The organism is Antarctobacter sp., from assembly GCF_965277915.1.
Taxonomy (GTDB): Bacteria; Pseudomonadota; Alphaproteobacteria; order Rhodobacterales; family Rhodobacteraceae; genus Antarctobacter.
Map to the genome: position 1 here is coordinate 3,994,504 of NZ_OZ255849.1, position 23,202 is coordinate 4,017,705.

Annotated in this window: 23 protein-coding genes and 1 tRNA gene; 10 read left to right on the forward strand and 14 right to left on the reverse strand. The window is 62.9% G+C overall.

The genetic code is table 11. The features are described from left to right. Window positions 1-120: 120 nt before the first annotated feature. From ACQY5B_RS20440 to arsB, 4 genes are read right to left on the reverse strand one after another with little or no spacing between them, the layout of a single operon-like run. On the reverse strand, window positions 121-1,398 hold the full coding sequence (locus tag ACQY5B_RS20440) for an MFS transporter (RefSeq protein WP_420327717.1): 1,278 nt from the start codon (window positions 1,396-1,398) through the stop codon (window positions 121-123). Beyond that, window positions 1,398-2,111, reverse strand: a complete 714-nt coding sequence (gene arsH / locus ACQY5B_RS20445; RefSeq protein ID WP_305970772.1) for an arsenical resistance protein ArsH — start codon at window positions 2,109-2,111, stop codon at window positions 1,398-1,400. Before arsH ends, ACQY5B_RS20440 begins: the two co-directional genes overlap by 1 nt. Continuing rightward, window positions 2,108-2,524 carry an arsenate reductase family protein gene (locus ACQY5B_RS20450; protein WP_420327716.1) on the reverse strand — a complete coding sequence of 139 codons (417 nt, stop codon included), beginning with the start codon at window positions 2,522-2,524 and terminating at the stop codon, window positions 2,108-2,110. The genes arsH and ACQY5B_RS20450 overlap by 4 nt, the downstream gene beginning before the upstream one ends. A 3-nt stretch (window positions 2,525-2,527) precedes the next feature. Next, window positions 2,528-3,580, reverse strand: coding sequence for an ACR3 family arsenite efflux transporter (arsB, locus tag ACQY5B_RS20455; RefSeq protein WP_420327714.1), 1,053 nt, complete (start codon window positions 3,578-3,580; stop codon window positions 2,528-2,530). 112 nt (window positions 3,581-3,692) lie between these two features. Here arsB and ACQY5B_RS20460 point away from each other — a divergent pair, with 112 nt between their 5' ends. Next, the gene (locus ACQY5B_RS20460) at window positions 3,693-4,013 is read left to right on the forward strand and encodes an ArsR/SmtB family transcription factor (protein WP_305970775.1); all 321 of its coding nucleotides are present in this window, start codon (window positions 3,693-3,695) and stop codon (window positions 4,011-4,013) included. 43 nt (window positions 4,014-4,056) lie between these two features. On the opposite strand, the gene phnE (ACQY5B_RS20465) is transcribed toward ACQY5B_RS20460, so the two are convergent. The 4 genes from phnE (ACQY5B_RS20465) to phnD form a co-directional block, all read right to left on the reverse strand. Further along, a complete protein-coding gene (phnE, locus tag ACQY5B_RS20465; RefSeq protein ID WP_420327712.1) occupies window positions 4,057-4,869 on the reverse strand; it encodes a phosphonate ABC transporter, permease protein PhnE in 813 nt (270 codons plus the stop codon). Then, window positions 4,866-5,669, reverse strand: coding sequence for a phosphonate ABC transporter, permease protein PhnE (gene phnE, locus ACQY5B_RS20470; RefSeq protein ID WP_420327710.1), 804 nt, complete (start codon window positions 5,667-5,669; stop codon window positions 4,866-4,868). Before phnE (ACQY5B_RS20470) ends, phnE (ACQY5B_RS20465) begins: the two co-directional genes overlap by 4 nt. Continuing rightward, window positions 5,666-6,487 (reverse strand): phosphonate ABC transporter ATP-binding protein, encoded by an 822-nt coding sequence (gene phnC / locus ACQY5B_RS20475; protein WP_420327708.1) that lies wholly within the window; start codon window positions 6,485-6,487, stop codon window positions 5,666-5,668. The genes phnE (ACQY5B_RS20470) and phnC overlap by 4 nt, the downstream gene beginning before the upstream one ends. A 75-nt stretch (window positions 6,488-6,562) precedes the next feature. Continuing rightward, a complete protein-coding gene (gene phnD, locus ACQY5B_RS20480; RefSeq protein ID WP_420327706.1) occupies window positions 6,563-7,519 on the reverse strand; it encodes a phosphate/phosphite/phosphonate ABC transporter substrate-binding protein in 957 nt (318 codons plus the stop codon). A 296-nt stretch (window positions 7,520-7,815) separates the two neighbouring features. Between phnD and ACQY5B_RS20485 the strand changes: the two genes are divergently transcribed. From ACQY5B_RS20485 to ACQY5B_RS20515, 7 genes are all read left to right on the forward strand, one after another. Beyond that, the gene (locus ACQY5B_RS20485) at window positions 7,816-8,865 is read left to right on the forward strand and encodes a PstS family phosphate ABC transporter substrate-binding protein (RefSeq protein WP_420327704.1); all 1,050 of its coding nucleotides are present in this window, start codon (window positions 7,816-7,818) and stop codon (window positions 8,863-8,865) included. Window positions 8,866-9,013: 148 nt separating this feature from the next. After that, window positions 9,014-9,865 (forward strand): phosphate ABC transporter permease subunit PstC, encoded by an 852-nt coding sequence (gene pstC, locus ACQY5B_RS20490; protein WP_305970781.1) that lies wholly within the window; start codon window positions 9,014-9,016, stop codon window positions 9,863-9,865. A 1-nt stretch (window position 9,866) separates the two neighbouring features. Continuing rightward, on the forward strand, window positions 9,867-10,820 hold the full coding sequence (gene pstA / locus ACQY5B_RS20495; protein ID WP_420327702.1) for a phosphate ABC transporter permease PstA: 954 nt from the start codon (window positions 9,867-9,869) through the stop codon (window positions 10,818-10,820). A gap of 75 nt (window positions 10,821-10,895) precedes the next feature. Further along, window positions 10,896-11,693 carry a phosphate ABC transporter ATP-binding protein PstB gene (gene pstB, locus ACQY5B_RS20500; protein ID WP_420328597.1) on the forward strand — a complete coding sequence of 266 codons (798 nt, stop codon included), beginning with the start codon at window positions 10,896-10,898 and terminating at the stop codon, window positions 11,691-11,693. A gap of 87 nt (window positions 11,694-11,780) precedes the next feature. After that, window positions 11,781-12,392 carry a phosphate signaling complex protein PhoU gene (gene phoU / locus ACQY5B_RS20505; RefSeq protein WP_420327700.1) on the forward strand — a complete coding sequence of 204 codons (612 nt, stop codon included), beginning with the start codon at window positions 11,781-11,783 and terminating at the stop codon, window positions 12,390-12,392. 14 nt (window positions 12,393-12,406) lie between these two features. Next, window positions 12,407-12,721 carry a winged helix-turn-helix domain-containing protein gene (locus ACQY5B_RS20510; protein ID WP_420327698.1) on the forward strand — a complete coding sequence of 105 codons (315 nt, stop codon included), beginning with the start codon at window positions 12,407-12,409 and terminating at the stop codon, window positions 12,719-12,721. 122 nt (window positions 12,722-12,843) lie between these two features. Next, the gene (locus ACQY5B_RS20515) at window positions 12,844-13,695 is read left to right on the forward strand and encodes an arsenate reductase/protein-tyrosine-phosphatase family protein (protein ID WP_305970785.1); all 852 of its coding nucleotides are present in this window, start codon (window positions 12,844-12,846) and stop codon (window positions 13,693-13,695) included. A gap of 677 nt (window positions 13,696-14,372) precedes the next feature. Here the strand turns inward: ACQY5B_RS20515 and fabA are convergent. Continuing rightward, window positions 14,373-14,882 carry a bifunctional 3-hydroxydecanoyl-ACP dehydratase/trans-2-decenoyl-ACP isomerase gene (gene fabA, locus ACQY5B_RS20520; RefSeq protein ID WP_069210334.1) on the reverse strand — a complete coding sequence of 170 codons (510 nt, stop codon included), beginning with the start codon at window positions 14,880-14,882 and terminating at the stop codon, window positions 14,373-14,375. A gap of 176 nt (window positions 14,883-15,058) precedes the next feature. Between fabA and irrA the strand changes: the two genes are divergently transcribed. After that, complete coding sequence (gene irrA, locus ACQY5B_RS20525) at window positions 15,059-15,484, forward strand: iron response transcriptional regulator IrrA (protein WP_420328595.1); 426 nt, start codon at window positions 15,059-15,061, stop codon at window positions 15,482-15,484. Window positions 15,485-15,490: 6 nt separating this feature from the next. Here the strand turns inward: irrA and ACQY5B_RS20530 are convergent, their stop codons facing one another. The 5 genes from ACQY5B_RS20530 to ACQY5B_RS20550 form a co-directional block, all read right to left on the reverse strand. Continuing rightward, window positions 15,491-17,368 carry a bifunctional sugar phosphate isomerase/epimerase/4-hydroxyphenylpyruvate dioxygenase family protein gene (locus ACQY5B_RS20530; protein WP_420327696.1) on the reverse strand — a complete coding sequence of 626 codons (1,878 nt, stop codon included), beginning with the start codon at window positions 17,366-17,368 and terminating at the stop codon, window positions 15,491-15,493. Continuing rightward, window positions 17,365-18,213, reverse strand: coding sequence for a shikimate dehydrogenase family protein (locus ACQY5B_RS20535; protein WP_420327694.1), 849 nt, complete (start codon window positions 18,211-18,213; stop codon window positions 17,365-17,367). The genes ACQY5B_RS20530 and ACQY5B_RS20535 overlap by 4 nt, the downstream gene beginning before the upstream one ends. Before the next feature lie 98 nt (window positions 18,214-18,311). Continuing rightward, window positions 18,312-18,396: transfer RNA gene (locus ACQY5B_RS20540), tRNA-Leu, on the reverse strand. Window positions 18,397-18,517: 121 nt separating this feature from the next. Next, window positions 18,518-19,057 carry a tetratricopeptide repeat protein gene (locus tag ACQY5B_RS20545; RefSeq protein ID WP_420327692.1) on the reverse strand — a complete coding sequence of 180 codons (540 nt, stop codon included), beginning with the start codon at window positions 19,055-19,057 and terminating at the stop codon, window positions 18,518-18,520. A gap of 31 nt (window positions 19,058-19,088) precedes the next feature. Beyond that, entirely contained in the window at window positions 19,089-19,565 is a 477-nt protein-coding gene (locus ACQY5B_RS20550; RefSeq protein WP_305970789.1) for an Lrp/AsnC family transcriptional regulator, read from the reverse strand. A gap of 160 nt (window positions 19,566-19,725) precedes the next feature. On the opposite strand from ACQY5B_RS20550, the gene putA reads away from it, so the two are divergent. Beyond that, on the forward strand, window positions 19,726-23,157 hold the full coding sequence (gene putA / locus ACQY5B_RS20555) for a bifunctional proline dehydrogenase/L-glutamate gamma-semialdehyde dehydrogenase PutA (protein ID WP_420327690.1): 3,432 nt from the start codon (window positions 19,726-19,728) through the stop codon (window positions 23,155-23,157). The last annotated feature ends 45 nt before the right edge of the window (window positions 23,158-23,202 follow it).

Sequence of the window (23,202 nt, forward strand, 5' to 3'; positions counted from 1 at the left end):
CAGCTTCCCCGAACCGGCCATTCGTGCGTCGTGCAGCATTCTTAGAGGATGAGGGTCCGCAATGCGGACATCGCCGATCTTCGGACCAATCCCGCCGAAACACCTTGAGGCGCATCTGGATTAATTGACTTGGTGCCGGCCACGCAGGATCAAAATCGCAAGTGCAGCAAGAGCAACGGCCGACAACCCCAGCGCCACGACAAGAGCCAGATTGTAGCCGGAGACGCGCCACAACAGCGCGGATGTTTGGGGGGCGACGGCTCCAGCGATCAGGAACGGCACGGCCATGAACCCCGCGATCATGCCAAATCCGCGGCGGCCCAGAACCTCGGCCATGACAACCGGCTTCAGGATGCTGATGACGCCAAAGCTTGCCCCGAACAGCAGCGCAAAGGCGAAACCGGCACGCGGCATGGCGGGGACGATGAATAGCAGCACGGCGATGGCAAGGCTCAGCCCGACAAAGGACATCGCGGCCACCGTCACCCCTGTCACCCGGTGCCCGGCTGCCATCAACGCCAGGCGCCCCGCGACCTGCATCGGGCCGAACAGCGACGCGGCAAGGACAGCTTGCCCAAGGGTAAGCCCACGGTCGGTCAGGATCGGCATGACATGGGTGATGATCATCGCATAGGCGAGGCCGATGAACGAAAATGCCAGCAGGATCAGCCAGAATTCAGGCCGGGCACGTGCGGCCACAAAGGCGGCAAGGTCGCCCGCCTTGCGCTCGGTCGTTTGATCGTCCTCGGGGCAGCATTCCAGCATCGTGGCCCCGGCGAACATGGCCGGCAGCCCGACCAAGGCCACCGCCCCGGCAAAGCACAGCACCGCTCCGCGCCAGCCCAGGGCCTCTGCCAGGAAGGCCCCCGCCGGATAGGCAAGGGTCGAGGCAAAGCCCGCCACAAGGGTGATCCGCGTGATACCGCTGCGCGCGCGTTCATGGGCGGTGCGGGTCACGAAAGCAAAGCAGGGTTCATAGAGGCACAGCCCCTCGGCCACGCCAAGGCCCAGCCATGCGAGGAAAAAGACCGGGTAGCTTTGTGACCCGGCCAGCAGCAGCAGCGACAGGGTGCCGATCACCAGCCCTCCGGTCAGCAGCCAGCGGCCCCGGCCCGCGTCGATCATGCGCCCGGCAAAGGGCGACACCACAGCCGCCGTCAGCGTGGCGCACATGAAGGCGAAGGCCAGCCAGCCCTTCCCGTAGGGCAAAGCCTGCTCCCAGGCCAGAAGCAGCGCCGCAAAGATATAGAAGAACGCGCTGTATCCGACGGTCTGAGCCACGCCCAGCAGCCAGAAAGCCAGCCTTTCCGCCCGTTCAGGTTGGGTCTGGGAAAAACGATGTGGGTCCAGTCCAATCACTGCCAATGCCCGGTCGATCCCCGCCGCCAATCCGGTCATCACACGGCCTTGGCCTGATTGACCCGGGCAGACAGCGCCGCGTGGTCCTCGTCCCGTTCGGAGTAGCGGTCCACCAGGTGGTCACGGATGTCACGGGTCAGCAGGGTGAATTTCACCAGCTCCTCCATCACATCGACGATGCGGTTGTAATAGGGGGTAGGTTTCATGCGACCGTCGTCATCGAATTCGTCCCATGCCTTGGCGACCGAGGATTGGTTGGGGATGGTCAGGAGTCGCATCCAGCGGCCAAGGATGCGCAACTGGTTGACCGTGTTGAATGACTGCGAGCCGCCGCAGACCTGCATGACCGCCAGCGTCTTGCCCTGCGTCGGGCGCACACCGCCAAGCGACAGAGGGATCCAGTCGATCTGGCTTTTCATGATGCCCGTCATCGCGCCATGCCGTTCGGGCGACGACCAGACCATGCCTTCGCACCACGTCACCAGATCGCGCAGTTCCGCCACCTTGGGGTGATCGACGGGGGCACTGTCGGGCATGGGCAGGTCGCGGGGATCGAACATCTTCACTTCGGCCCCGAAACGGGTGAGAATACGCGCAGCTTCCTCTGCCGCAAGGCGCGAATAGCTGCGTTCGCGGAGCGAGCCGTAAAGGATCAGGATCCGGGGCGCGTGGGGGCTGTGGCTTTTGGGAAAGAGGGTATTCGGGTCGATCGGCGCAAAGGCGGCTTCGTTGATCTGGGGGGTGTCGTTCATGGGCGGGCTCCGGTCTTGTCGATCACCATCTGGCCATCCTCCTTGTAGAGCGGGCCAGGTGGCAGCCCGTCGAGCAGGTCGAAAACGACCTCAGAAGGGCGGCACAGGCGCACGCCTTTGTGCGTGCAGACGATGGGCCGTTTCACGAGGATCGGATGTTCCAGCATCGCGTTCAGGATCCTCTCGTCAGAAACGCCATCTGCCAGCAGCCCCATCTCTTGCGCCGGGGATTTCGTTTCGCGCAACGCCGCGCGCGGCGTCAGATCGGCGGCGGCAAACAGCGCCAGAAGTTGCGGGCGGGTCCAGCCTTCGGCCAGGTAGCTGATGACGTCCGGTTCACCCCCGCCGGCGCGAATGAAGGCCAGCACATTGCGCGAGGTGCCGCAGTCGGGATTGTGGTGGATGACGATCATGGTTCAGGCTCCATCTGCGGCTTCGGGAAACCGCGCCCGGGTGCGGTTGGCGAAGGCGACCAGCGAAAGCATCACCGGCACTTCGACAAGCACCCCCACGACCGTGGCCAGCGCCGCGCCGGAGTTCAGGCCGAAGAGGCTGATCGCCACGGCCACGGCGAGCTCAAAGAAGTTGGACGTGCCGATCATGGCGCAGGGCGCGGCGATCCGGTGCGGCACCTTCAGCAGGTAGGCCGCGCCATAGGCCAGGGCGAATATCCCGTAGCTCTGGCTCAGGATCGGAGCGGCGATCAGCGCGATGATGCCCGGGCGCGTCAGGATGGTGTCGCCTTGCAGGCCGAAGAGGATGGCGACTGTGGCGATCAGCCCGATCATGGACAAGGGCTTGATCCGCGCGGTGAAGGCGGCGATGGCAGCCTCGGACCCCAAAGCGCGACGGGTAATCAGGCCCGCAACAAGCGGCAAAACCACGTAGAGCACCGTTGCCAGGATCAACGTGCCCCACGGCACCACGATCTCGGTCACGCCAAGCAGCAGCGCGACGATGGGCGCGAAGGCTACCACCATGATCAGGTCGTTCACCGACACCTGCACCAGCGTGTAGGTGGCGTCGCCCCGGGTCAGTTGGCTCCAGACGAAGACCATCGCGGTGCAGGGCGCGGCCCCCAGCAGGATCAACCCGGCGATGTATTGCGCCGCATCCTCGGGGGCGATCCAGGGCGCGAAGATATGGTCAAAGAAGAGCACCGCCAGAAAAGCCATGGTGAAAGGCTTGATCAGCCAGTTGACCGCCAGCGTGACCAGCAAGCCCTTGGGTTGGCGCGCCACACCGGCGACGGCGCCGAAATCCACGCTGACCATCATCGGGTAGACCATCGCCCAGATCAGCACGGCAACGACAAGGTTGATCGAGGCGACCTCGGCCGCGGCAACGGCATCGACCAGCCCCGGCGCCACGGTGCCGATGGCAATCCCGGCCGCGATGGCGATGGCGACCCAAAGGGTCAAAAGGCGTTCGAAGCGGCCCATCGGCGTGGGGGCGGCGGTGTCGGACATGGACAGGCTCCGGTGTCATGAGAGCGTCATTTCGCACATTCGCGAATTGATGGATGGGTAAGCCAGCACGGGTTGGCTTGTCAACACGCTTCATTTCGCGTAATGTCGAAATATGGATCAACCCTCCGCCATCGACGCCTTCAGCGCTCTTGCCCATGACACACGGCTCGAGATTTTTCGCCTGCTGGTTCAGCGCGGGCCAAAGGGAACGCCGGCAATGGAGGTCGGGCGCCTGCTGGACATCAAGCCATCGACCCTATCGGGGCACCTGGCCACGCTGAAACGCGCCGGTTTGGTCAGTACGGAACGCCACCACCGCGAGATCCAGTATGCCCCGCGGTTTGATGCGGTAAACGGACTTGTGCGCTTTCTGCTAACGGATTGCTGCGGCAGCGATGAAAGCGCCTGTGCGGGCATTGACCTGCCGGACTAAGGCCGATGCCAAAGGTGCGCGGCGCACCTTGAGCCCATTCCGGTTAGATGATCGCACGGCGGATCACGGCCGAGATCCATTCGCTGACCACAACGGTCGCGAGGATCAGCAGAAGGATCACTGTCACCTGGTCCCACGCCAGAACTGCCATCGAGGCGTTCAACTTCAGGCCGATACCGCCCGCGCCGACAAGACCAAGGATGGTGCTTTCCCTGATGTTGATGTCCCACCGGAACACCGAGATCCCCCACAGCGCGGGCATGACCTGCGGCACCACGCCATAGGTCAGGACCTGCGCGGGTCCGGCGCCGGTGGCCCGGATCGCCTCGATCTGCTTGGGGTCGGTCTCCTCGATCGCCTCATAGAGCAGCTTTCCGACAAACCCGATGGACCGCAGCGCGATCGCAATGATGCCGGCCAGTAGGCCAGGACCAATGATCGTTACCAGCAGCAGCGCCCAGATCAGCGAGTTGATGGACCGCGATGCAACGATGATGAACAGGGCCACGGGCCGGAGGACAACCACCGACGGCGTGGTGTTGCGGGCCGCCAGCAAGGACACGGGCACCGCAAGGACAACCCCGCCGACCGTGCCCAGCGTTGCGATGTTCAGCGTATCCCAAAGGGGCTGCATCAACTCTGGCAGATAGCTCCATTCAGGGGGCAGCATCCGCCCGCCGATGTCGCCGGCCTGACGTGGGGCGTCCCAGACAAAGGCCCAGATGGTGGTTTCCGTCATGACCTGCCAGCACCAGACGAACAGCGCGATCAGGGCAAGCCAGCCTGCCCAGATCGCCAGACGTGTCACTCTGCTGCGATGGGACCACTCGGCCGGGATGGTGGACGAATTGCTCATTGCAGGAACTTTCTGAGATAGCTGGAGCTGTATTCCGCCACCATCACGATGGCGATCACGATCAGCAGGATGGCGCCGGCACTGTCATATTCGTAACGGTCGATGGCGGTGTTCAGGGTGGCGCCGATACCGCCCGCACCGACGATGCCGATCACCGCACTTTCGCGGAAATTGATGTCGAGCCGGTAGAGCGACAGGCCGACAAGGCGCGGCATCACCTGTGGCTGGATGGCATAGTTCAGCAGCTGAAACCAGCTTGCGCCGGTTGCGCGGATCGCCTCGGCCTGGGTTTCGTCGATTTCCTCGATGTCGTCGGCCAGCAGCTTGGCGATGAAGCCAATAGTGGCAAAGGTCAGTGTCAGAAAGCCGGCGAAGGGGCCAAAGCCGAACATCGCGACGAGAAAGATCGCGACGATCACCTCTTGCAAGGAGCGGCTGACCGCGACGATCGAGCGGCAAACCAGGTAGACCGGGCGCGGCACAAGGTTGCGTGCAGCCCCGATGCCGATCGGGACCGAGATCATCACGCCCACGACCGATGAGGTCAACGTCATGGTCAGGCTTTCGATCAGCCCTTGGCTGATGTCTCGCCAACGGCTCATGAAATCCGGTTGCAGGAATCCCATGACGAACCGCTGGCCACGCTCGAGCCCTTCGGACACGCGCTGCCAGTTGACGTCTATACTGCCGAAGGCCAGCACGAGATAGATTAACAGTCCGACTTGCAGAGCGATGCGCCACCGCCGGTCTGTGAGGATCTGCGGCGGTCTGCGCCATGTGGTGGGATATTGGCTGCTCATGCGGGGATCTCACTCAAGTCGCGGCGGGTGTCGCTTTCACTTTCGTCCTCTTCGGTGTCGCTCTTGCGCATCGCGTCCCAGTCTTCGGCCCCATAGATCCGGGTCAGGGCGTCTTCGCTCAGGGCCGTAGGGGCGTCGTCGAACACGACCTGCCCGGCGCGCAGGCCGACGATGCGTTGCATGAACTGCCGCGCGAGGGGGACGTCGTGAATGTTGACGATCGCGGGCAGATTGCGCTCAGCGCAGATTTCGGTCAGCAGGCGCATGATCTGACGGCTGGTCTTGGGGTCAAGGCTGGCGGTGGGTTCATCCACGAGAAGCAGTTCTGGGTTCTGTGCCAGAGCACGCGCAATGCCGACCCGTTGACGCTGACCGCCAGAAAGCGCGTCTGCGCGCTTGTTCGCGTGATCCAAGAGCCCCACCCGGTCCAGCAACTGATAGGCGCGCTGAATGTCCACGGCGTCGAACCGGCGGAGGAAGCTACGCCAGAAGGGGACATAGCCCAGCCGGCCGGACAAGACGTTTTCCATCACGGTCAGTCGCTCGACCAGCGCATATTCCTGAAAGATCATGCCGATTCGGCGACGCTGCGTGCGCAGGTCGCGCCGCCCCAACGTCACGAGATTGTCGCCTCCCAACAGAATCTCGCCCGAACTGGGTTCGACCAGCCGGTTGACACAGCGGATCAAGGTGGACTTTCCAGCCCCGGACGGGCCGATCAGCCCGATGATCTGACCCTTGGGCACCTGCAAGGACACGCCGGTCAACGCGGCGTCGCCGGTTCGGTAGGTCTTGGACAGAGATTTGAGTTCGAGCATGAGTAGGTCTTTCAGAAAAGAGTCAGGCGGGACAATTCCTGCCTGACACGTGGTGCGACACAGGATAGTCCCGCATTATTCGCAATCGTAGGAAACGCCGTTCGCCTCATCGATTGTGCGGATGACCGACCAGTCATCCTGGAACGAGATCTCAATGAACTTCTCTTCACCATTTTTGCCGAATTCCTCTTCGAGCCCGGTACCGGACCAATTGAAGGAGAAGAACGCCTCGCGGATGTCTTTCTGAAGCTCGGGCGTCAGGTTGTGGGCCACGCCATAGCCCGTCGTCGGGAAGGTCTGAGAGGTATAGATGACCTTCAACTGGTCTTCGGTGACCACCTCGCGTTCGATCATGCGACTCTTGACCGAATTCGCGATTGCCGCGGCGGGGTAGTCCTTGTTCGCAACGCCGAGGATCGAATTGTCGTGCTTGCCCGAGAATACCGGTTCGAAGTCGCGGCCCGCTTCCATGTCGAAATCGGCCTTCAAGATCGCGGACGGCGCCTTGAAGCCCGAGTTTGACGTTTCCGAAGTAAACGCCATCTGTCCGCCCTTGATGTCATCGACTGTTGCGATGCCCGATTCGGGGTGCGTGATGATCTCCATTTCGTAGCCGAAGGAGCCGTCTTCGGCCGCCATCATGGCGAACGGGCGGAAACCGGCGCAGGCCACGGCGAGAGGATTCGATCCTGTGTTGAAGCCCGCGACATGCAGACGACCGGCGCGCATTGCTTCGATCTGGGCCGCGTTGGACTGGACCGGAAAGAACTGCACTTTCTTGCCGGTCACTTCGGCCATGTGGTCAAGGAATTCGGACCAAACATCAGCATAGACTGCTGGGTCTTCGACCGGCGTATAGGCAAAGATCAGCGTCGAGGGGTCAATCTGATCGGCCGCGTCCGCAGGGATGTCTGCGACGAGATCTCCGTCGGCATCGGAATAGCGCTCGCCAAGCTTGAATTCTGCATGCGCCTGGGCGGCCAAGACCACAGCGAGGGCGACGCCGGTAACAGTTCTGGGAAGAAAGGACATGATGTCTCCATTGGGTATGCGGACGATGCCGCTTGGGCAAAACGATAGTCACGGCTCCGTTGAGTGCGGGGGGAGTCCGCGGCGGCCTTATAATAATTTGTTAATTCATGAAATGATGTTGAGGCAATGCCCGTTGCGACAGATAGCGACACGAGAACCCACTTTTCACAAAAGCTTCATGCATCTCCGCTGTTTACACGTCTTTCCGCTTCGGTTGCATTCAAATCTTGGCGGCTTCCCACGTTGGCTCACAAGCGTCGCGCCAACACATTAGTCGGTAAATAATTTAACAATTCATGAATATACATTTCTGTTACGTATATCTCATAACAGGACCTGGAGCTTACCCATTTCTGACAGGAGGAACTCTGCTCATGCGTCTCGCTACCCTCACCGCCATCGCACTTGTTCTGCCGGGCTTCGCCCTTGCCCAGGACGCCGTTCAGGTCGACGGCTCGTCGACAGTCTTCCCGGTCTCCGAAGCCTTCGCCGAAGAGTACCAGATCGCGACGGGCAACCGTGTCGTGGTTGGCGTATCCGGCACCGGCGGTGGCTTCAAAAAATTCTGCCGTGGTGAGACGAGCTTTTCCGGCGCCTCGCGTCCGATCAAAATCGAAGAGGCCGAGCTTTGCGCCGAAAACGGCATCGAGTTCATCGAATTGCCCGTTGCGATGGATGCGTTGGCCGTCATCGTACACCCGGAAAACCCGATCAACTGCATGTCCGTCGAAGAGCTGAAAAAGGCCTATGAAACCAAAGCGCAGGGCAAGATCGACAACTGGAACCAGCTGAACCCGGAATATCCGGACCAAACGCTGACACTGTTCGGCGCGGGAACCGATTCAGGCACCTATGACTACTTCACCTTTGCCATCATCGGAGAAGAAGGTGCCTCACGCGGGGACTTCACCGCCACGGAAGATGACAACATTACCATTCAGGGCGTGTCGACGGACCCGGACGCCATTGGCTTCTTGGGGTTGGCCTACGTCGAAGAAAACCGTGGCCGCGTGAAGGCGCTGGAGATCTCCTATGACGGTGGCGAATGTGTTGCGCCTTCAACCGAGAACGCCGCCTCCGGCACCTACCAGCCACTTACCCGTCCGCTGTTCATGTATGTCAACAAGGCGCATCTCGATGACGTGCCGAATGTCGAGGATTTTGCCAAGTTCTTCTTCGATCCGGCCCATGCCGTCGACTTGGTGGCCTCGACCGGTTACCTCGCACTGCCCGAAGCGGCCTTTGTTGCCGCAGAAGAAAAGATCGCCGCGCGCAAGACCGGCTCTTTCTTTGACGGTGGATCCAAGGTTGGCGTGACGCCGGCTGACCTTCTGGCTGCCAACTAAGCCCCGCGCTGTTGCGGCGGGCCGCCGGGTCCGCCGCAATTCTCTTCAAGACCGAATGAGGACGCCCGTGCCCCCATCCCCCATCCCCAGTTCTGCCGAACTGATCCAGAGTGGTTTCGTCAGGCGCCGCAGGTGGATAGCGCGCGGCATGAAGACTTTCTTGTTTCTTTGTGCGGCGCTGTCCGTCTTTGTCACGACAGCCATTGTCTTTGTCCTGATCCGAGATTCCTGGGAGTTCTTTGCAAATATCCCCCTGACAGATTTCCTGTTCGGCACGATGTGGACACCGGTCTTTGCCAACCCGCAATTCGGGGTGCTTCCGCTGCTGACCGCGACGCTCCAGACTGCGGGTCTTGCGATGCTTGTCGCAGTGCCCTTCGGGCTTATCATGGCGATCTACCTGAGCGAATATGCAAGACCCGCGGTTCGCGAGACGATCAAACCGGCGCTTGAGATGCTGGAAGCGGTTCCGACCGTGGTCTACGGCTACTTCGCCCTGCTGGTCATGACACCTTTCCTGCAACAGATCGTACCGGGGCTCAAAGGAATCAATCTTCTGGTGCCCGGCATCATCCTTGGCATCATGATCCTGCCCTACGTCGTGTCCGTCAGCGAAGATGCGATGCGCGCCGTGCCCAACAGCCTTCGAGAAGGCGGTTATGGGCTTGGCATGGCAAAATGGCAGGTGGCTATCCGTATCGTCATTCCTGGCGCATTCTCCGGCATCACGGCCGCCTTCATCCTCGGCATGTCGCGCGCGGTTGGCGAAACAATGGTGTTGGCTGTCGCTGCGGGTCAAAACCCCAACCTGACATGGGATCCGCGCGAAGGCGCCGCCACCATCACTGCCTATATTGTCCAGATGAGCCTTGGAGACGTGGCCCACGGATCGATCGCCTACCAATCGATCTTTGCGGTGGGCCTGCTGCTTTTCGTCATCACGCTGCTGTTCAACATCATCGGCTTCTACCTGCGCCGAAAATTCCGCGAGGCGTATTGAGATGACCACGATAACCGAAGGCAGCCTTGGCGCTGCCGTGACGACCGATCAAGCCGCTCTTGACGCCGTCCGCAAGGCCAAGCAGAAAGACATTGTCTTGGCCACCGGCGGGATGATCGTCATGGCGATTGCCATGACCCTGCTGCTGACATTGATCGGCGACCTTGTCATTCGGGGCGCCGCCCGCATCGATTACGGCTTTCTCACAAGCTATCCCTCCCGGCTGCCCGAAAGGGCGGGTGTCCTTTCTGCTTGGGTCGGCTCGCTGCTGGTGATGCTGGCGACGGCATTCCTCGCAATTCCCATTGGCATTGGTGCTGGGCTTTACCTCGAAGAATATGCCCGCAAGGGCTGGCTTTCGAACCTTATCGAGATCAATGTCTCGAACCTCGCCGGTGTGCCGTCGATCATTTACGGCCTGCTGGCGTTGGGCCTTTTTGTATATGGTTTCAGCCTTGGCAAGACGATCCTTGTCGCGGGCATGACGCTGGCGCTCTTGATCCTGCCCATCGTCATCGTCTCGACCCGCGAAGCGGTCCGCGCCACCCCCCGAATTATCAAGGAAGGCGCCTACGGGCTGGGCGCGGATCAATGGCAAGTGATGTGGAACTACATCATCCCCGCAGCGCGCCCCGGCATCCTGACCGGTGCCATCGTGGGCCTGTCCCGTGCGATTGGCGAGACCGCCCCAATCATCACCATCGGCGCGCTAACCTTCATCGCCTTTCTGCCGCCGCCACCGGTGACGGGCGAGTTTCCCTTCATCTCTTTCGCTTGGCTGAACGACGGTTTCACCGTGTTGCCAATCCAGATGTTCAACTGGGTGTCACGCCCGCAGGAAGGGTTTCACACCGCCGCCGCTGCCACCGGCATGGTGCTTATCGCGCTGACTCTCTCGCTCAACGGCATTGCGATCTGGATCCGCTATCGGCTGCGCAAAGGCTACAGGAACTGACCCATGACAGACACAACCACGACGCTTGACCAAGAAACGCGCCATCAGGCAGCCCCCGGCTTCGAAAGGGCCGAGATGCCTCCGGCCATCCGACCAGCGACCGAGCGTGACCCGCTGCGCGCCAGGATCGAGGATTTCAGCTTCTACTACTCCAACGGCTTCCAGGCGATCAAACACGTCGACATGCCGATCCTTGATCGCAAGATCACAGCGATTATCGGCCCGTCGGGCTGCGGCAAATCCACTTTGTTGCGCAGCCTGAACCGGATGCACGACCTTTATCCAGGCAATCGCTACGAAGGCAAAGTGATCCTTGAACCAGAGGGCGAGAACCTGATCGGTCCTGATGCCGATCCGGTGCTGGTGCGCCTGCGGGTGGGAATGGTGTTTCAAAAACCGAACCCCTTTCCGAAATCGATCTATGAAAACGTGGCGGCGGGTCTGCGGGTCCGTGGCATCAAGAAGCGCGCCGTGATCGACGAGGCGGTGGAAAGCGCCCTGCGCCGTGCAGCCATCTGGGATGAGGTAAAAGACAAGCTGCACGGCTCGGCCTATGATCTTTCGGGCGGTCAGCAACAGCGTCTGTGCATCGCGCGGGGCTTGGCCCCGAACCCCGAGGTCCTGCTTCTGGACGAGCCGACATCGGCGCTCGATCCCATTGCCACGGCCAAGGTCGAGGATCTGGTGCAAGAACTGTCAGAGACAGTCACCATCGTGATCGTAACGCATAACATGCAACAGGCGTCGCGGATCTCGCATCGCACGGCCTTCATGTATCTGGGCGAGGCGATGGAGTTTGGCGAGACCAACCAGATCTTCACCAACCCCCGCCACCCCCGCACCGAGAATTACATCACAGGACGCTACGGGTAACACACCATGGCCTCTCATCCCCACCTATTGAAGTCCTTTGACGACGGGCTTGAGGGTCTGCGTCGCAGTTTCCGGCGCATGGGGAACATGGCCGCTGACAATGTCACCCAGGCGACTGTCGCTTACCTTGCCCAAGATGAGGCGCCGGCTCTTGAGGCTATCAACCGCGACCTGGACATCGACGCCGCGTTCGAGCAAGTGCGCGCCGAGTGTTTCGATGTGTTGCTACGGTTCCAGCCAGTAGCGCGTGATCTGCGGCTGGTCATGGGGATCGAACACGCGGTCAGCAATCTCGAACGCGCGGGCGATCACGCCAAGACCATCGCCCGCCACGTGATCTCAGCCGCAGGCCCGGCAAAGCCACAAAGCCAAGACCGTCAAATCAAGGACATGGCCGGCCTCGTGTCACACACGCTTTCTCTCAGCGTGACGGCACTGGTCACCCAATCGACCGAGTTGGCCAAGCAGGTTCTGGCCAGCGATGCCCGGATCGACGCCTACAAGGATGCGGTGTTCGATGCGGCGCTGGCTTCGCTCAAGCAGGACCCAGGAGAAGCACAGGCTCACGTCAGTCGCTTGTTCGTCGCCACCGCGCTTGAACGGATCGGCGATCATGCCACCAATATCGCTGAAGAGGTTCTGTTCCTGTCACGCGGTGTTCCGCCCGGCGCTACCAGAACCCGATCAGGACTGGAATGACTTGGACGCAAGCATTGATCGCCGCCGAACCGGTGTTGGAGTTCGACGACATCGTGCTTGAAATCGAATGCCTGCGCGTGCGGCGCGCCGGGGAACTGGTCCATCTTGGACCAATTGAATTCGTCATGCTTGCTGCGCTGATCGAAGCGCCGGGTCACGTCTGGACACGTGCAAAACTTGTCGATCGGATTTGGGGGCGCGGCGCGCAGGTTGACAAGCGCACCGTCGACGTCCACGTGGCTCGGCTGCGCAAGGCGCTTTGCCAGACGAACAGACACTATCCAATCCGAACGGTGCGTGGCGTCGGCTATACAGTGGGCATGGGCTAAGCCTTACTCTATTTCGGTTGTCGGATAAGCCTTCGAAATGCTATTTGCTGAGCCTTGAACGGGCGGTGGTGGCCTGCGCAGGCAAGTCATCGTTTGAAAACAGTTTCAGAATTCGATGAGGCATGAGCGAAAACACTAATATAGCGGCCTTGTCCGCACTGGCTCACCCAGGACGGATGGCCGTCTTTCGACTATTGGCGCGACGTATGCCAGATACCGTCTCGGCCGGCGAAATGACTGAGGCGCTGTCGGTGAAAGCCAGCACACTTTCGGTTTACCTCGGAATCCTGACCCGTGCGGGGCTTATTCAGCAGACCCGGCATGGCCGGTCTTTGCGCTACGGTATCGATCTCGCCCTGACCGGGTCCCTGATCGAATACCTCGTGAATGATTGCTGTCGGGGCCGTCCCGAGCTTGTGGCCAGATTGTCATCTTCGCGTAATCACAGTGGTATCGGTCGCGACGGCAAGGTGTTCAACGTGCTCTTTGTGTGCACCGGAAATTCGACCCGGTCGATATTCGCCGAAGCCATCTTGAATGCTGAAGGCGCAACGAGGTTCCGAGCTTTTTCTGCAGGCACACGGCCCAGTGCGTCCCTCAAACCTCTGGCCGAGGAAGTCTTGCGACTGAATGGCCACGACGCGTCGCTATACTACCCAAAGAGTTACGATGCCTTTTATGAGGCCTCTGCTCCACGCATGGATTTTGTCTTTACCGTTTGCGACCGTGCCGCCAACGAGGAATGCCCGCCGCTAATGGGCCAGCCCGTGACAGCCCATTGGGGCATGGCGGATCCAAGCAAGACTGAAGGCACCGCAGCCGAACGTGCATTGGTCTTCAAACAGTGCTTTGCCACGATGGAGCGCCGTCTCAAGGCCTTCACGTCATTGCCGTTCTCGTCCCTCTCACAGCTCTCCTTGCAAAGAGAACTGGACTACATCGGGAAGATGCCGGAACGGGTAAACTCCATCTGAAACAGCGCTAAGTGGGCTCGAGTAGATTTTTTCGTCTGCATACGTTCCAGAAGCGCGGTGTCAGACAACCAGGGAAACGCCAAGCCTTGGCCAGCAAGCAAGTTCGCTTAAAAGGGGTCTTGTATACCACACCTTAATAAACTCAAGAGCGTGAGCGTCGTCGCTGAAGACCCAGGTCGTCCAAACTATGGAACCTAGCTCGGAAAGAAACTGGCCGCTCTTCAAAGTCGGCTCTGGTAGGGCCGAGTTGGTGGCAACGCATTTGGAGCGAACGACCGCATTCCGCCCAACGTGCAGGAAAAAGGAGAGCTGAGTTGGATTGGGAGCGCCCCAGCTGGCCCAAATCAGACCAATGCGATACTGCTACCGCACCCTGTAGCGGAGGCCCGCCGTGCGCCGCGCCGTCATGGTGCGGCTCTGGGGCAAGCGTCACTGCAGCGCGCCTGTAGGCCGCGGTTCACCCCACCGACGCGCCTCGTCACCCGCCCCACGACGGCCCTTCAAACCCACCCGCAAGGCACGCCGGAACAAGGGTCTTAACGAACCCCTACCCCTTTGTACAAAATGCTGGAATCGACGTACGTTTTGTACAAAACGTACAGACTGATCGGTTCACTTTTGACCCTCGAAAGGGGGAGTTTCACCCCACCCTGCGGGAGTACAATGAGTCCCCGAAATCAGCTCTCGGACAGGGCCACTTTCATGTCCTTGACCTCGTAGATGACCTCTCCATCGGCCTCCACGATGCCGTCGGCGACCCCCATGGTCAGCCGCCGCGTCTGCACCGCCTTGGTGAAATCCACCTTGTAAGTCAACATCTTGCGGTCCGGGCGCACCATGCCCTTCAGCTTGACCTCACCCACGCCCAGCGCATAGCCCCGGCCCGGCCAACCGCGCCAGCCCAGGTTGAAACCGGTCAGTTGCCACAGCCCGTCCAGCCCCAGGCAGCCCGGCATGATCGGATTTCCCGGGAAATGGCACTCGAAGAACCACAGGTTGGGGTCGATGTCGAACTCGGCCACAACATGTCCCTTCCCGTGCAGGCCCGCGTCCCCGGAAATATCCGTGATCCGGTCCATCATCAGCATCGGCGGTTCCGGCAGCTGGGCGTTGCCCGGCCCGAACAATTCGCCGCGGGCACATTTCAGAAGGTCTTCCTTGCCGAAGCTTGTGGGATAGTCGGCCATGCAGGCGGGCCCTCTCTTTGTTGCTTAGTCCAAACCTTGTCCCGTCTAGCACCGCGTCTGCAAGCCATGCAAGGGCGCCACCGCCGCAGGCACCGCCCCAAACGGCAGGAAACCCATTGAATTTGCCCGCCATGCGGCTTTATATATGCTCTGCAATGCAACGCCCACAGCGAGAGATGATGTCCGAGGCGATCGAGCGCGGCAAGACATGGCTGGGACGCAGCGACCTGCGCCCCACACGACAGCGTGTCGCGCTGGCGGCTTTGCTTGTCGGCGACGGAAACAACCGTCACGTCACTGCCGAAAGCCTCTTTGCCGCCGCCAAGGACAGCGGCGAGCAGGTATCGCTGGCCACCGTCTACAATACGCTCAAGGCCTTCTGCGAGGCAGGGCTGATGCAGGAAGTCACGGTGGATGGCTCGCGCAGCTACTTCGACACCAACACCCACGATCACCCGCATTTCTTCTGGGAAGATCGTGGCGCGCTGACCGACGCACCGGCGGACCAGCTGGAAATCACCCGCCTGCCGGAGGCGCCCGAGGGCTCGGAAATCGCCTCCGTCGAGGTGGTCATCCGCCTGCGTCGCAAGACCAAGGACTAGCCTCCCCTAGACGCTCGGCATTCCCTTGCCCCGCATCAGGCGTTTTTGTGCCGCGATCCGGAAGGGGGCATTGGGCGCGCCATAGCCAGCGTAACCATCGCGCCGTTCCAGGATCTCGATGAACATGCCCCCCGCGAAGGGGCGCGAGTACAGCTGGAAGAAGGCGCCATTCTCGTCGCGGTCGTAGAGGATATTGAACTGGCGCAGCGCCTCCAGCATCCCCTCGTCGATGTCGAAACGGGACATGAGGTCGGCGTAGTAATTCTCTGTCATCGGCAAGGGGTCGAAGCCGCGCACGGCCAGCGCCTCGGCCGTGGCGAAGATATCCGTGCTTTCCAGCGCCAGGTGCTGCACCGGGGCGCCGAAACTCTCTGCCAGGAAAGCCCCGGCAAAGGTGCGGTGCGTTTCCGCCCCGTTCAACGTGATGCGCAGCCCGCCCGCCTGCAACGCCTGGCTGCGTACCAACCCGTCCGGGTCGGTCACGTCAACCATCGGCGCCTTGGCCATCTCGAAGAGCGATGTATAGAAGAGCGACCAGCTGAGCATCTCGTCATAGGTCATGGTCTGGGCAATGTGGTCGACACGCCGCAAGCCCGCACCTTCGCCCACCTCGGCCAGGGTTTCGAACTCCGCCGACCAGACATCGGCCTGGCCGCTGTCGAGGAAATGCAGCAGGCTGCCGCCCAGACCGCGGATCGCGGGAATGTCCAGCTGCCCGGGGCTGGCTGGCTGCGCAAAAGGCTCGCCCCCCAGCGCACTTGCCCGCGCAACCGTATCCCTGCCTGACCCCACGCGCAGCCCGAGATCGCAGACGCTGGTGCCGCGCGCATTGTAGACCGACCCGGCAAAATCGCCCGGCTCCTCATTGATCAGCACGCGGATTTCGCCTTGCTGCCAGAGCGTCAGCGCCTTGGACAGGTGCCGCCCGACGCGCGTGAACCCCAGCGCCGCCAACAGTGCGCCGAGGTACTCGGCCTCTTTCCCGCGCGAGGCGAACTCGACAAAGCTGACCCCGTCGACCGTCACACGCGCCGGAAACTCCGGCAGGTCCACGCCGGTCGAGGGTTCCGCCCGGCGCACGTCATCCATCAGCGCCACCAGCGAACGATAGCCGTCCCGCGCCACGCTGCCCGGCAAGCCGCCCCGGAACTGGTCGTTGAAGATTTCCAGGCTGACCGGCCCCGTGTAGCCCGCCGCCATGACCGCCCGCGTGAAGCCTGTCACGTCCAGGCCGCCCTCGCCCGGCATGTTGCGGAAATGGCGTGACCAGTACAGCAGGTCCATGTCGATCCGCGGCGCATCCGCCAGTTGGACAAAGAAAATCCGGTCACCGGGAATCCGCCGGATCGTCTCCGGGTCGATGCCCCTCGCCAACGTGTGAAAACTGTCCAGGATCAGGCCGATGTTGGGATGATCGGCACGGCGCACGATCTCCCAAGCATCGCGGTGGTCGTTGACGTGCCGCCCCCAGGCCAAGGCCTCGTAGCCAACGCGAAGGCCACGATCGGCCGCGATCTCTCCCAGCTCGGCAAAGTCCCCTGCCGCGCGGTCGATGCCGGCCAGGGCCTCGGGGTGGACCGAGGAACAGAACAGCACAAGTTCCGCGCCCAGCTCTTGCATCAGGTCGAACTTGCGCCGCGCGCGGTCAAAGGCCTTGTCCCGCAGCGGGCCCTGCGGCAAGCCCTCGAAATCGCGGAACGGCTGGAACAGGGTGATCTCCAGCCCGTGATCGCGGATCAGGGCGCCCACCTCGCGCGGGCTGCCCGCATCTGCGATGAAATCCTGTTCGAAGATCTCGACCCCGTCGAAACCGGCGGCGGCGATGGCCTCCAGCTTTTCGCGCAGGTTGCCAGAGACAGAGACGGTTGCAATCGAGGTCTTCATGCCGCATCCTCGGCCATCAGCGCCGCGCGCAGCGCAGGTTCGTCCAGCGGCAGACCGGCGAAATGCGCCCAGGCATGCACGCCCTGGTAAAAGAACAGCTCCCAGCCCGAAATGATGTCCAGCCCCTCGGCGCCAGCATCGGTCAGGAACTGGGTTTCAACGGGCGTATAGACCGCGTCGAAGGCCCAGACCGCCCCCGCCATCGCGGCGCGTGGCAGCGGCGTGCCCTCGTACCCCACCATGCCGACCGGGGTGCAGTTGACCAGCCCGCCCGCGCCTGCAGCCAGGGCCGCGGCGTCCGTGCCCGTCACCACCTTCATCTCGGGGGCGGCCTCGCGCAGGGCCTCTGCCAGCGCCTGGGCCTTGGCCAGGTCACGGTCCACCAGTCGCAGTTCGGGCGCGCCAAGCCGCGCCAGCCCGAAGGCCACGGCCCGGCCAACACCTCCGGTGCCGATCATCAGCACCGTCCCTGTGGGTGCCTTGCCCCGCACCCGTTCATAGGCTGCGATGAAGCCCGAGAAATCTGTATTGAATCCGCGTGGCCCCTCCGGCTCGAAGATCACCGTGTTGCAGGCGCCCATCGCCCGCACCAGCGGGTCATCCACCCGCAGCCGCGCCGTGACGCGCTCCTTGTAGGGGTAGGTCACGTTGATGCCGCGGTATCCACCCGCGACACATCGGTCGAAGACCTGCTCGAAATCCTCGCCCAGGTCCCTCGGCACCAGCCTGTCGTATTGCACCCCAATCCCGTTCTGGGCCCCTGCCAGCCGGTGCAGCACCGGAGCCCGCGACCGAGCGATATTGTCACCGATCAGCCCCAGAAGCAGTGTCTCGCCATCGGTCATGGCAGGTCCTTTCCCGTCTGCTCGCGGCATATTCCTTGCACGGCAGGTTCCCCGCTCCAAGCGGCGCACACATCCTCGCCACCGCCGAAAGATCCGACTGGTACCCGCGGCCGGACTCGAACCGGCACGGCATAAAGCCTGGGGATTTTAAGTCCCCTGTGTCTACCATTCCACCACGCGGGCCAGTGGCGCGACCATAGCCAGCCAGCGCGCGGTGTAAACCGGAACCGTTCCCGCAAAAGCCATCAACGGCCTCGGTGTGAGCGGCTTTGTCAGCCGTCCGTTCCTGCAATGAACCCCGGGCTTACAACTCCTCTCCCGGCAACGGTTTGAGCAGGGCACGTTCCGCCAGCCAGGGGTTGATCGCCAGCGCCGCACGCAGGGCGACCTGCGCATCTTCCTCGCGGCCCAGGGCAAACAGCGTGACCGCCTTGCCCGACAGGGCGCCGATGTGGCGCGGGTTCAGGTCCAGCGCACGTTCCAGATCAGGTAAGGCCGCTTCGAAATCCTCGCGCAGGAAATTGACAAAGGCGCGCTGGTTATACCCCTCGGCGTAGAAGGGACAGTAGCCAACCAGCGTGTCCAGCCGATCAAGAGCCCGCAGGAAATCGAACCGCGCGCGGGCGCGCATCGCCTCGTCCAGCATGGCCTGGCTGGCCTCGTCCGGGGCGTTGTCCCAATACCCCCACATCCGGTTGGTGATGAGCCGCGCGGTGGTTTCGTCGGGCGCGACCAGCAAAGCCTCGTACAGCGGATCCATCTCTTCGCTGTAATCCGGCGCGGTCGGGCAGCCATCCGCCAACGCAGACGTCGCCAGGCAAGTCAGGGCAAGGGCAAATCTCATGTCACGAAGGGTGGCACGGGTTGCCCAAGGGTCAAGTCACATCCGCGACACCCTCTTCCTTGACCGCCTCCATCGCCACGAAGGTCGAGGTCGAGGCCACTCCCGGCAGGGTCGAGACCTTTTCCGCCAACACCCGCCGATAGCTGGGCATGTCCTGGGTCCGAACCTTAAGCAGGTAGTCGAAGTTGCCCGCGATCAGGTGCGCCTGTTCGATCTCGGGGATCGTGGTGATCGCCGCGTTGAACCGGGCCAGCGTGCCCTCGCGCGTGTCGACCATGCGCACCTCGACAAAGGCGACATGGTCAAGACCCAGGCGGATCGGATCCAGCACTGCGCGATAGCCGCGGATGTACCCGGCCTCTTCCAGCCGCTTCAGGCGCGTCTGCGTCGGCGATTTCGACAGGCCGATGCGGCGCGCCAGTTCCGTCACCGAAATGCGCGCCTCGCCCGCCAGTTCCGCCAGGATCGCCCGATCAAAGCGGTCAAGGTCCGAGATTCCCGTTTCCATCGCATTTCCCCGAAAACTTGGGCCAAACGACAAGTCTGGCCGGCAAAAACAGTCAAACGTCCCGCAACTCTCCGGGTATCGTATACCAAATTCCGGTGTAGCGGTATTCATTCCGCACGCCGTCCCCCTTATCTTACCCGAAATCCAGAAAGGCACGAGCATGCCAAAGGACCAGACGACAGACCTGCGCGCGCGCATCGACGCGCTGACCTATGCCGCCGAGGCCGAAACCCTGGTCCGGCTGAAAGACGAGGCCGCGCTGGACAGCTCTGCCCGCGCCGCGATCTCGGGCAGCGCGGCGCAGCTTGTGCGGGACATCCGCGGCGCCACACGCCCCGGCCTTATGGAGGTCTTTCTGGCCGAATACGGCTTGTCGACCGAAGAGGGCGTCGCGCTGATGTGCCTTGCAGAGGCGCTTTTGCGGGTGCCTGACAGTGCCACCATCGACGCGCTGATCGAGGACAAGATCGCGCCGTCGGACTGGTCGCGCCACCTGGGCCATTCCACCTCGCCGCTGGTCAATGCCTCAACCTGGGCGCTGATGCTGACAGGCAAGGTGCTGGAAGACCACCAGCCCGGTCCCGTCGGCCATCTGCGTGGCGCCATCAAGCGGCTCGGAGAGCCCGTGATCCGCACTGCCGTCGGCCGTGCGATGCGCGAGATGGGGGCACAATTCGTCCTGGGCGAAAGCATCGAAGCCGCGATGAAACGCGGAAAGGCGCAAGAGGCCAAGGGCTATACCTATTCCTACGACATGCTGGGCGAGGCCGCTCGGACAGAGGCCGACGCCCAACGCTATTTCGACGCCTATGCCCAGGCGATCCGCGCCATTGCCACCAACGCCCCGCACGAGGCCACCCGCGACAATCCCGGCATCTCGGTCAAGCTCTCGGCGCTGCATCCGCGCTATGACGAATTGCAGGCCGAAACCGCCCGCGCCGCGCTGATCCCCCGGCTGCGCGCCCTTGCCCTGCAGGCGCGTGACGCCAAAATCGGGCTGAACATCGACGCCGAAGAGGCCGACCGCCTCTCGCTCTCGCTGGACGTGATCGAGGAGGTCCTGTCCGACCCGGGCCTTGCCGGCTGGGAAGGGTTCGGCGTGGTCGTACAGGCCTATGGCCAGCGCGCGGGCGCGGTCATCGACTGGCTCTATGCGCTGTCGGAAAAGCTCGACCGCCGGATCATGGTTCGCCTCGTGAAAGGCGCCTACTGGGACACCGAGATCAAGCGCGCCCAGGTCGCCGGCCTGCCCGGATTCCCGGTCTTCACCTCGAAATCCGCCACCGATGTGTCCTACATCGCCAACGCGCGCAAGCTGCTGTCGATGACCGACCGCATCTACCCGCAGTTCGCCACCCACAACGCGCATACCGTGTCGGCGATCCTGCACATGGCGCAGGACAAGAGCGCCTTTGAATTTCAGCGCCTGCACGGCATGGGCGAAACCCTGCACCGGCTGGTCATGGAGCAAAACAAGACCCGCTGCCGGATCTACGCGCCGGTCGGCGCCCACCGAGACCTTCTGGCCTACCTGGTCCGCCGCCTGCTGGAAAACGGCGCCAACTCCAGCTTCGTCAACCAGATCGTCGACGAAGACGTGGCCCCCGAAACCGTTGCCGCCGACCCGTTCGAGGCCCCCGCGGGCCGCGCCCTGACCACCGGCCCCGACCTCTTTCAACCGGAACGCCGCAACTCTCAGGGGATGGACCTGCGCGACCGGCCCAGCTTTGCCGCGCTTGACAATGCGCGCGGGGCCTTCCGCACCGCGAAATGGCAGGCCACACCGCTGACCGTGACCGATACCGCTCCCGGCGACACCGAGGAAGTCGTGAACCCCGGCAACCCCGAGGACGTCCTGGGCCAGGTCACCTGGGCCAGCCCGGAACAGACCCGCGCCGCCGCCGCTGCCGCCCGGCCCTGGCAGGCCACACCTGTCGAACGGGCGCGCATCCTGAATGCCGCCGCCGACCTCTACGAGGCCAACCAGGCCGAGATCTTTGCCATTCTCCACCGCGAGGCGGGCAAATCGCTGATGGATGCGCTGGCCGAACTGCGCGAGGCGGTGGATTTCCTGCGCTACTACGCCGCCCGCTGCCAAGAGGGCGCCGACAATCCGCTGGGCACCTTCGCCTGCATTTCTCCCTGGAACTTCCCGCTGGCGATCTTCACCGGCCAACTTTCCGCCGCGCTCGCCGCGGGCAACGCGGTTCTGGCAAAACCGGCGGAACAGACGCCGCTGATCGCCCATTTCGCCACCCGCCTTCTGCACGAGGCCGGGGTGCCACGGTCCGCCCTGCAATTGCTGCCCGGTGCGGGGGACGTGGGCGCGGTGCTGACCTCCTGCCCGGACGTGGACGGCGTTGCCTTTACCGGTGGCACCGAAACCGCCCAGACCATCCACCGCAGCATGGCCCGTCACCTTGCCCCCGGTGCACCCTTCATCGCGGAAACCGGCGGGCTGAACGCGATGATCGTCGACAGCACCGCCCTGCCCGAACAGGCCGTGCAGGCGATCATCGAATCCGCTTTCCAGTCTGCCGGTCAACGCTGTTCCGCCCTGCGCTGCCTCTATGTGCAAGAGGACGTGGCCGAGGGTTTCCTGGAAATGCTCAAGGGCGCCATGCAAAGCCTTGTCGTCGGCGATCCCTGGGAGGCGGCCACCGATGTCGGCCCCGTCATCGACGCCGAGGCGCAGGACGGCATTCTGGACCACGTCGCGCAAGCCTCGCGCGAGGGACGGGTGCTGCAACAGGTCAGCGTGCCCGCAACGGGGCATTTTGTGCCACCGACCCTGATCCGCGTCGGCGGGATCGAGGATCTGGAGCGCGAGATCTTCGGCCCCGTGCTGCATGTTGCCACCTACAAGGCGCGCAACCTGAACCGCGTCATCGACGCGATCAACGGCACCGGCTACGGGCTGACCTTCGGGTTGATGACCCGCATCGACGAGCGCGTTCAGCAGATCACCGAGAGCATCGAGGCGGGCAACATCTACGTCAACCGCAACCAGATCGGCGCCATCGTGGGCAGCCAGCCCTTCGGGGGCGAGGGCCTGTCGGGGACCGGCCCCAAGGCGGGCGGTCCGCTCTACCTGGACCGGTTCCGCGCGCATCCCGCGCCGGACACCCCCGGCGACGACACGGGCACAGCTGTCACGGACCTTGCCAACCGGCTGGCAGAGGCCGCGGCCATCGATCCGACCCCCAGCCGCGTGGAGCTGCCCGGCCCGACGGGCGAAGCCAACGTGCTGCACCAGCAGGCCCGCCCGCCGCTGCTCTGCCTCGGACCGGGGCGGGCCGCGGCAGAGGCGCAGGCGCAGGGCATCCGCGCCCTTGGCGGACGCGCGGTGATGGCTCCGGGCCTGCCTCCGGAAACCCTGAAAGACACGCAGGGGATCGCCGGGGCGCTCTGGTGGGGGGATGCGGACCACGCCCGCGCATACCGGCAGGCGCTGGCCGCACGTCCCGGCCCGATCCTCACGCTGATTACCGGCGCCCCCGACGCAGGCCACGCCCGCGCCGAACGGCATGTCTGCATCGACACAACCGCAGCGGGCGGCAACCCCGCCCTGCTGGCCGGACAGGAGGGTTGAGGTCACACGCCTCTGAAAGCGCCTTCTTGCTGGTGCACCTGGTGA

Bases quoted from the DNA above. Each gene is read 5' to 3' on its own strand.
- pstB (WP_420328597.1), top strand. From the start codon at position 10,896: ATGCCTCCGGCCATCCGACCAGCGACCGAGCGTGACCCGCTGCGCGCC.
- ACQY5B_RS20550 (WP_305970789.1), bottom strand. From the start codon at position 19,565: ATGGAAACGGGAATCTCGGACCTTGACCGCTTTGATCGGGCGATCCTG.
- irrA (WP_420328595.1), top strand. From the start codon at position 15,059: ATGATGTCCGAGGCGATCGAGCGCGGCAAGACATGGCTGGGACGCAGC.
- pstA (WP_420327702.1), top strand. From the start codon at position 9,867: ATGACCACGATAACCGAAGGCAGCCTTGGCGCTGCCGTGACGACCGAT.
- ACQY5B_RS20515 (WP_305970785.1), top strand. From the start codon at position 12,844: ATGAGCGAAAACACTAATATAGCGGCCTTGTCCGCACTGGCTCACCCA.
- phoU (WP_420327700.1), top strand. From the start codon at position 11,781: ATGGCCGCTGACAATGTCACCCAGGCGACTGTCGCTTACCTTGCCCAA.
- phnE (WP_420327710.1), bottom strand. From the start codon at position 5,669: ATGAGCAGCCAATATCCCACCACATGGCGCAGACCGCCGCAGATCCTC.
- phnC (WP_420327708.1), bottom strand. From the start codon at position 6,487: ATGCTCGAACTCAAATCTCTGTCCAAGACCTACCGAACCGGCGACGCC.
- putA (WP_420327690.1), top strand. From the start codon at position 19,726: ATGCCAAAGGACCAGACGACAGACCTGCGCGCGCGCATCGACGCGCTG.
- ACQY5B_RS20450 (WP_420327716.1), bottom strand. From the start codon at position 2,524: ATGATCGTCATCCACCACAATCCCGACTGCGGCACCTCGCGCAATGTG.
- phnD (WP_420327706.1), bottom strand. From the start codon at position 7,519: ATGTCCTTTCTTCCCAGAACTGTTACCGGCGTCGCCCTCGCTGTGGTC.
- arsH (WP_305970772.1), bottom strand. From the start codon at position 2,111: ATGAACGACACCCCCCAGATCAACGAAGCCGCCTTTGCGCCGATCGAC.
- ACQY5B_RS20460 (WP_305970775.1), top strand. From the start codon at position 3,693: ATGGATCAACCCTCCGCCATCGACGCCTTCAGCGCTCTTGCCCATGAC.
- ACQY5B_RS20485 (WP_420327704.1), top strand. From the start codon at position 7,816: ATGAATATACATTTCTGTTACGTATATCTCATAACAGGACCTGGAGCT.
- ACQY5B_RS20440 (WP_420327717.1), bottom strand. From the start codon at position 1,398: ATGACCGGATTGGCGGCGGGGATCGACCGGGCATTGGCAGTGATTGGA.
- phnE (WP_420327712.1), bottom strand. From the start codon at position 4,869: ATGAGCAATTCGTCCACCATCCCGGCCGAGTGGTCCCATCGCAGCAGA.
- ACQY5B_RS20535 (WP_420327694.1), bottom strand. From the start codon at position 18,213: ATGACCGATGGCGAGACACTGCTTCTGGGGCTGATCGGTGACAATATC.
- pstC (WP_305970781.1), top strand. From the start codon at position 9,014: ATGAAGACTTTCTTGTTTCTTTGTGCGGCGCTGTCCGTCTTTGTCACG.
- fabA (WP_069210334.1), bottom strand. From the start codon at position 14,882: ATGGCCGACTATCCCACAAGCTTCGGCAAGGAAGACCTTCTGAAATGT.
- ACQY5B_RS20545 (WP_420327692.1), bottom strand. From the start codon at position 19,057: ATGAGATTTGCCCTTGCCCTGACTTGCCTGGCGACGTCTGCGTTGGCG.
- ACQY5B_RS20530 (WP_420327696.1), bottom strand. From the start codon at position 17,368: ATGAAGACCTCGATTGCAACCGTCTCTGTCTCTGGCAACCTGCGCGAA.
- arsB (WP_420327714.1), bottom strand. From the start codon at position 3,580: ATGTCCGACACCGCCGCCCCCACGCCGATGGGCCGCTTCGAACGCCTT.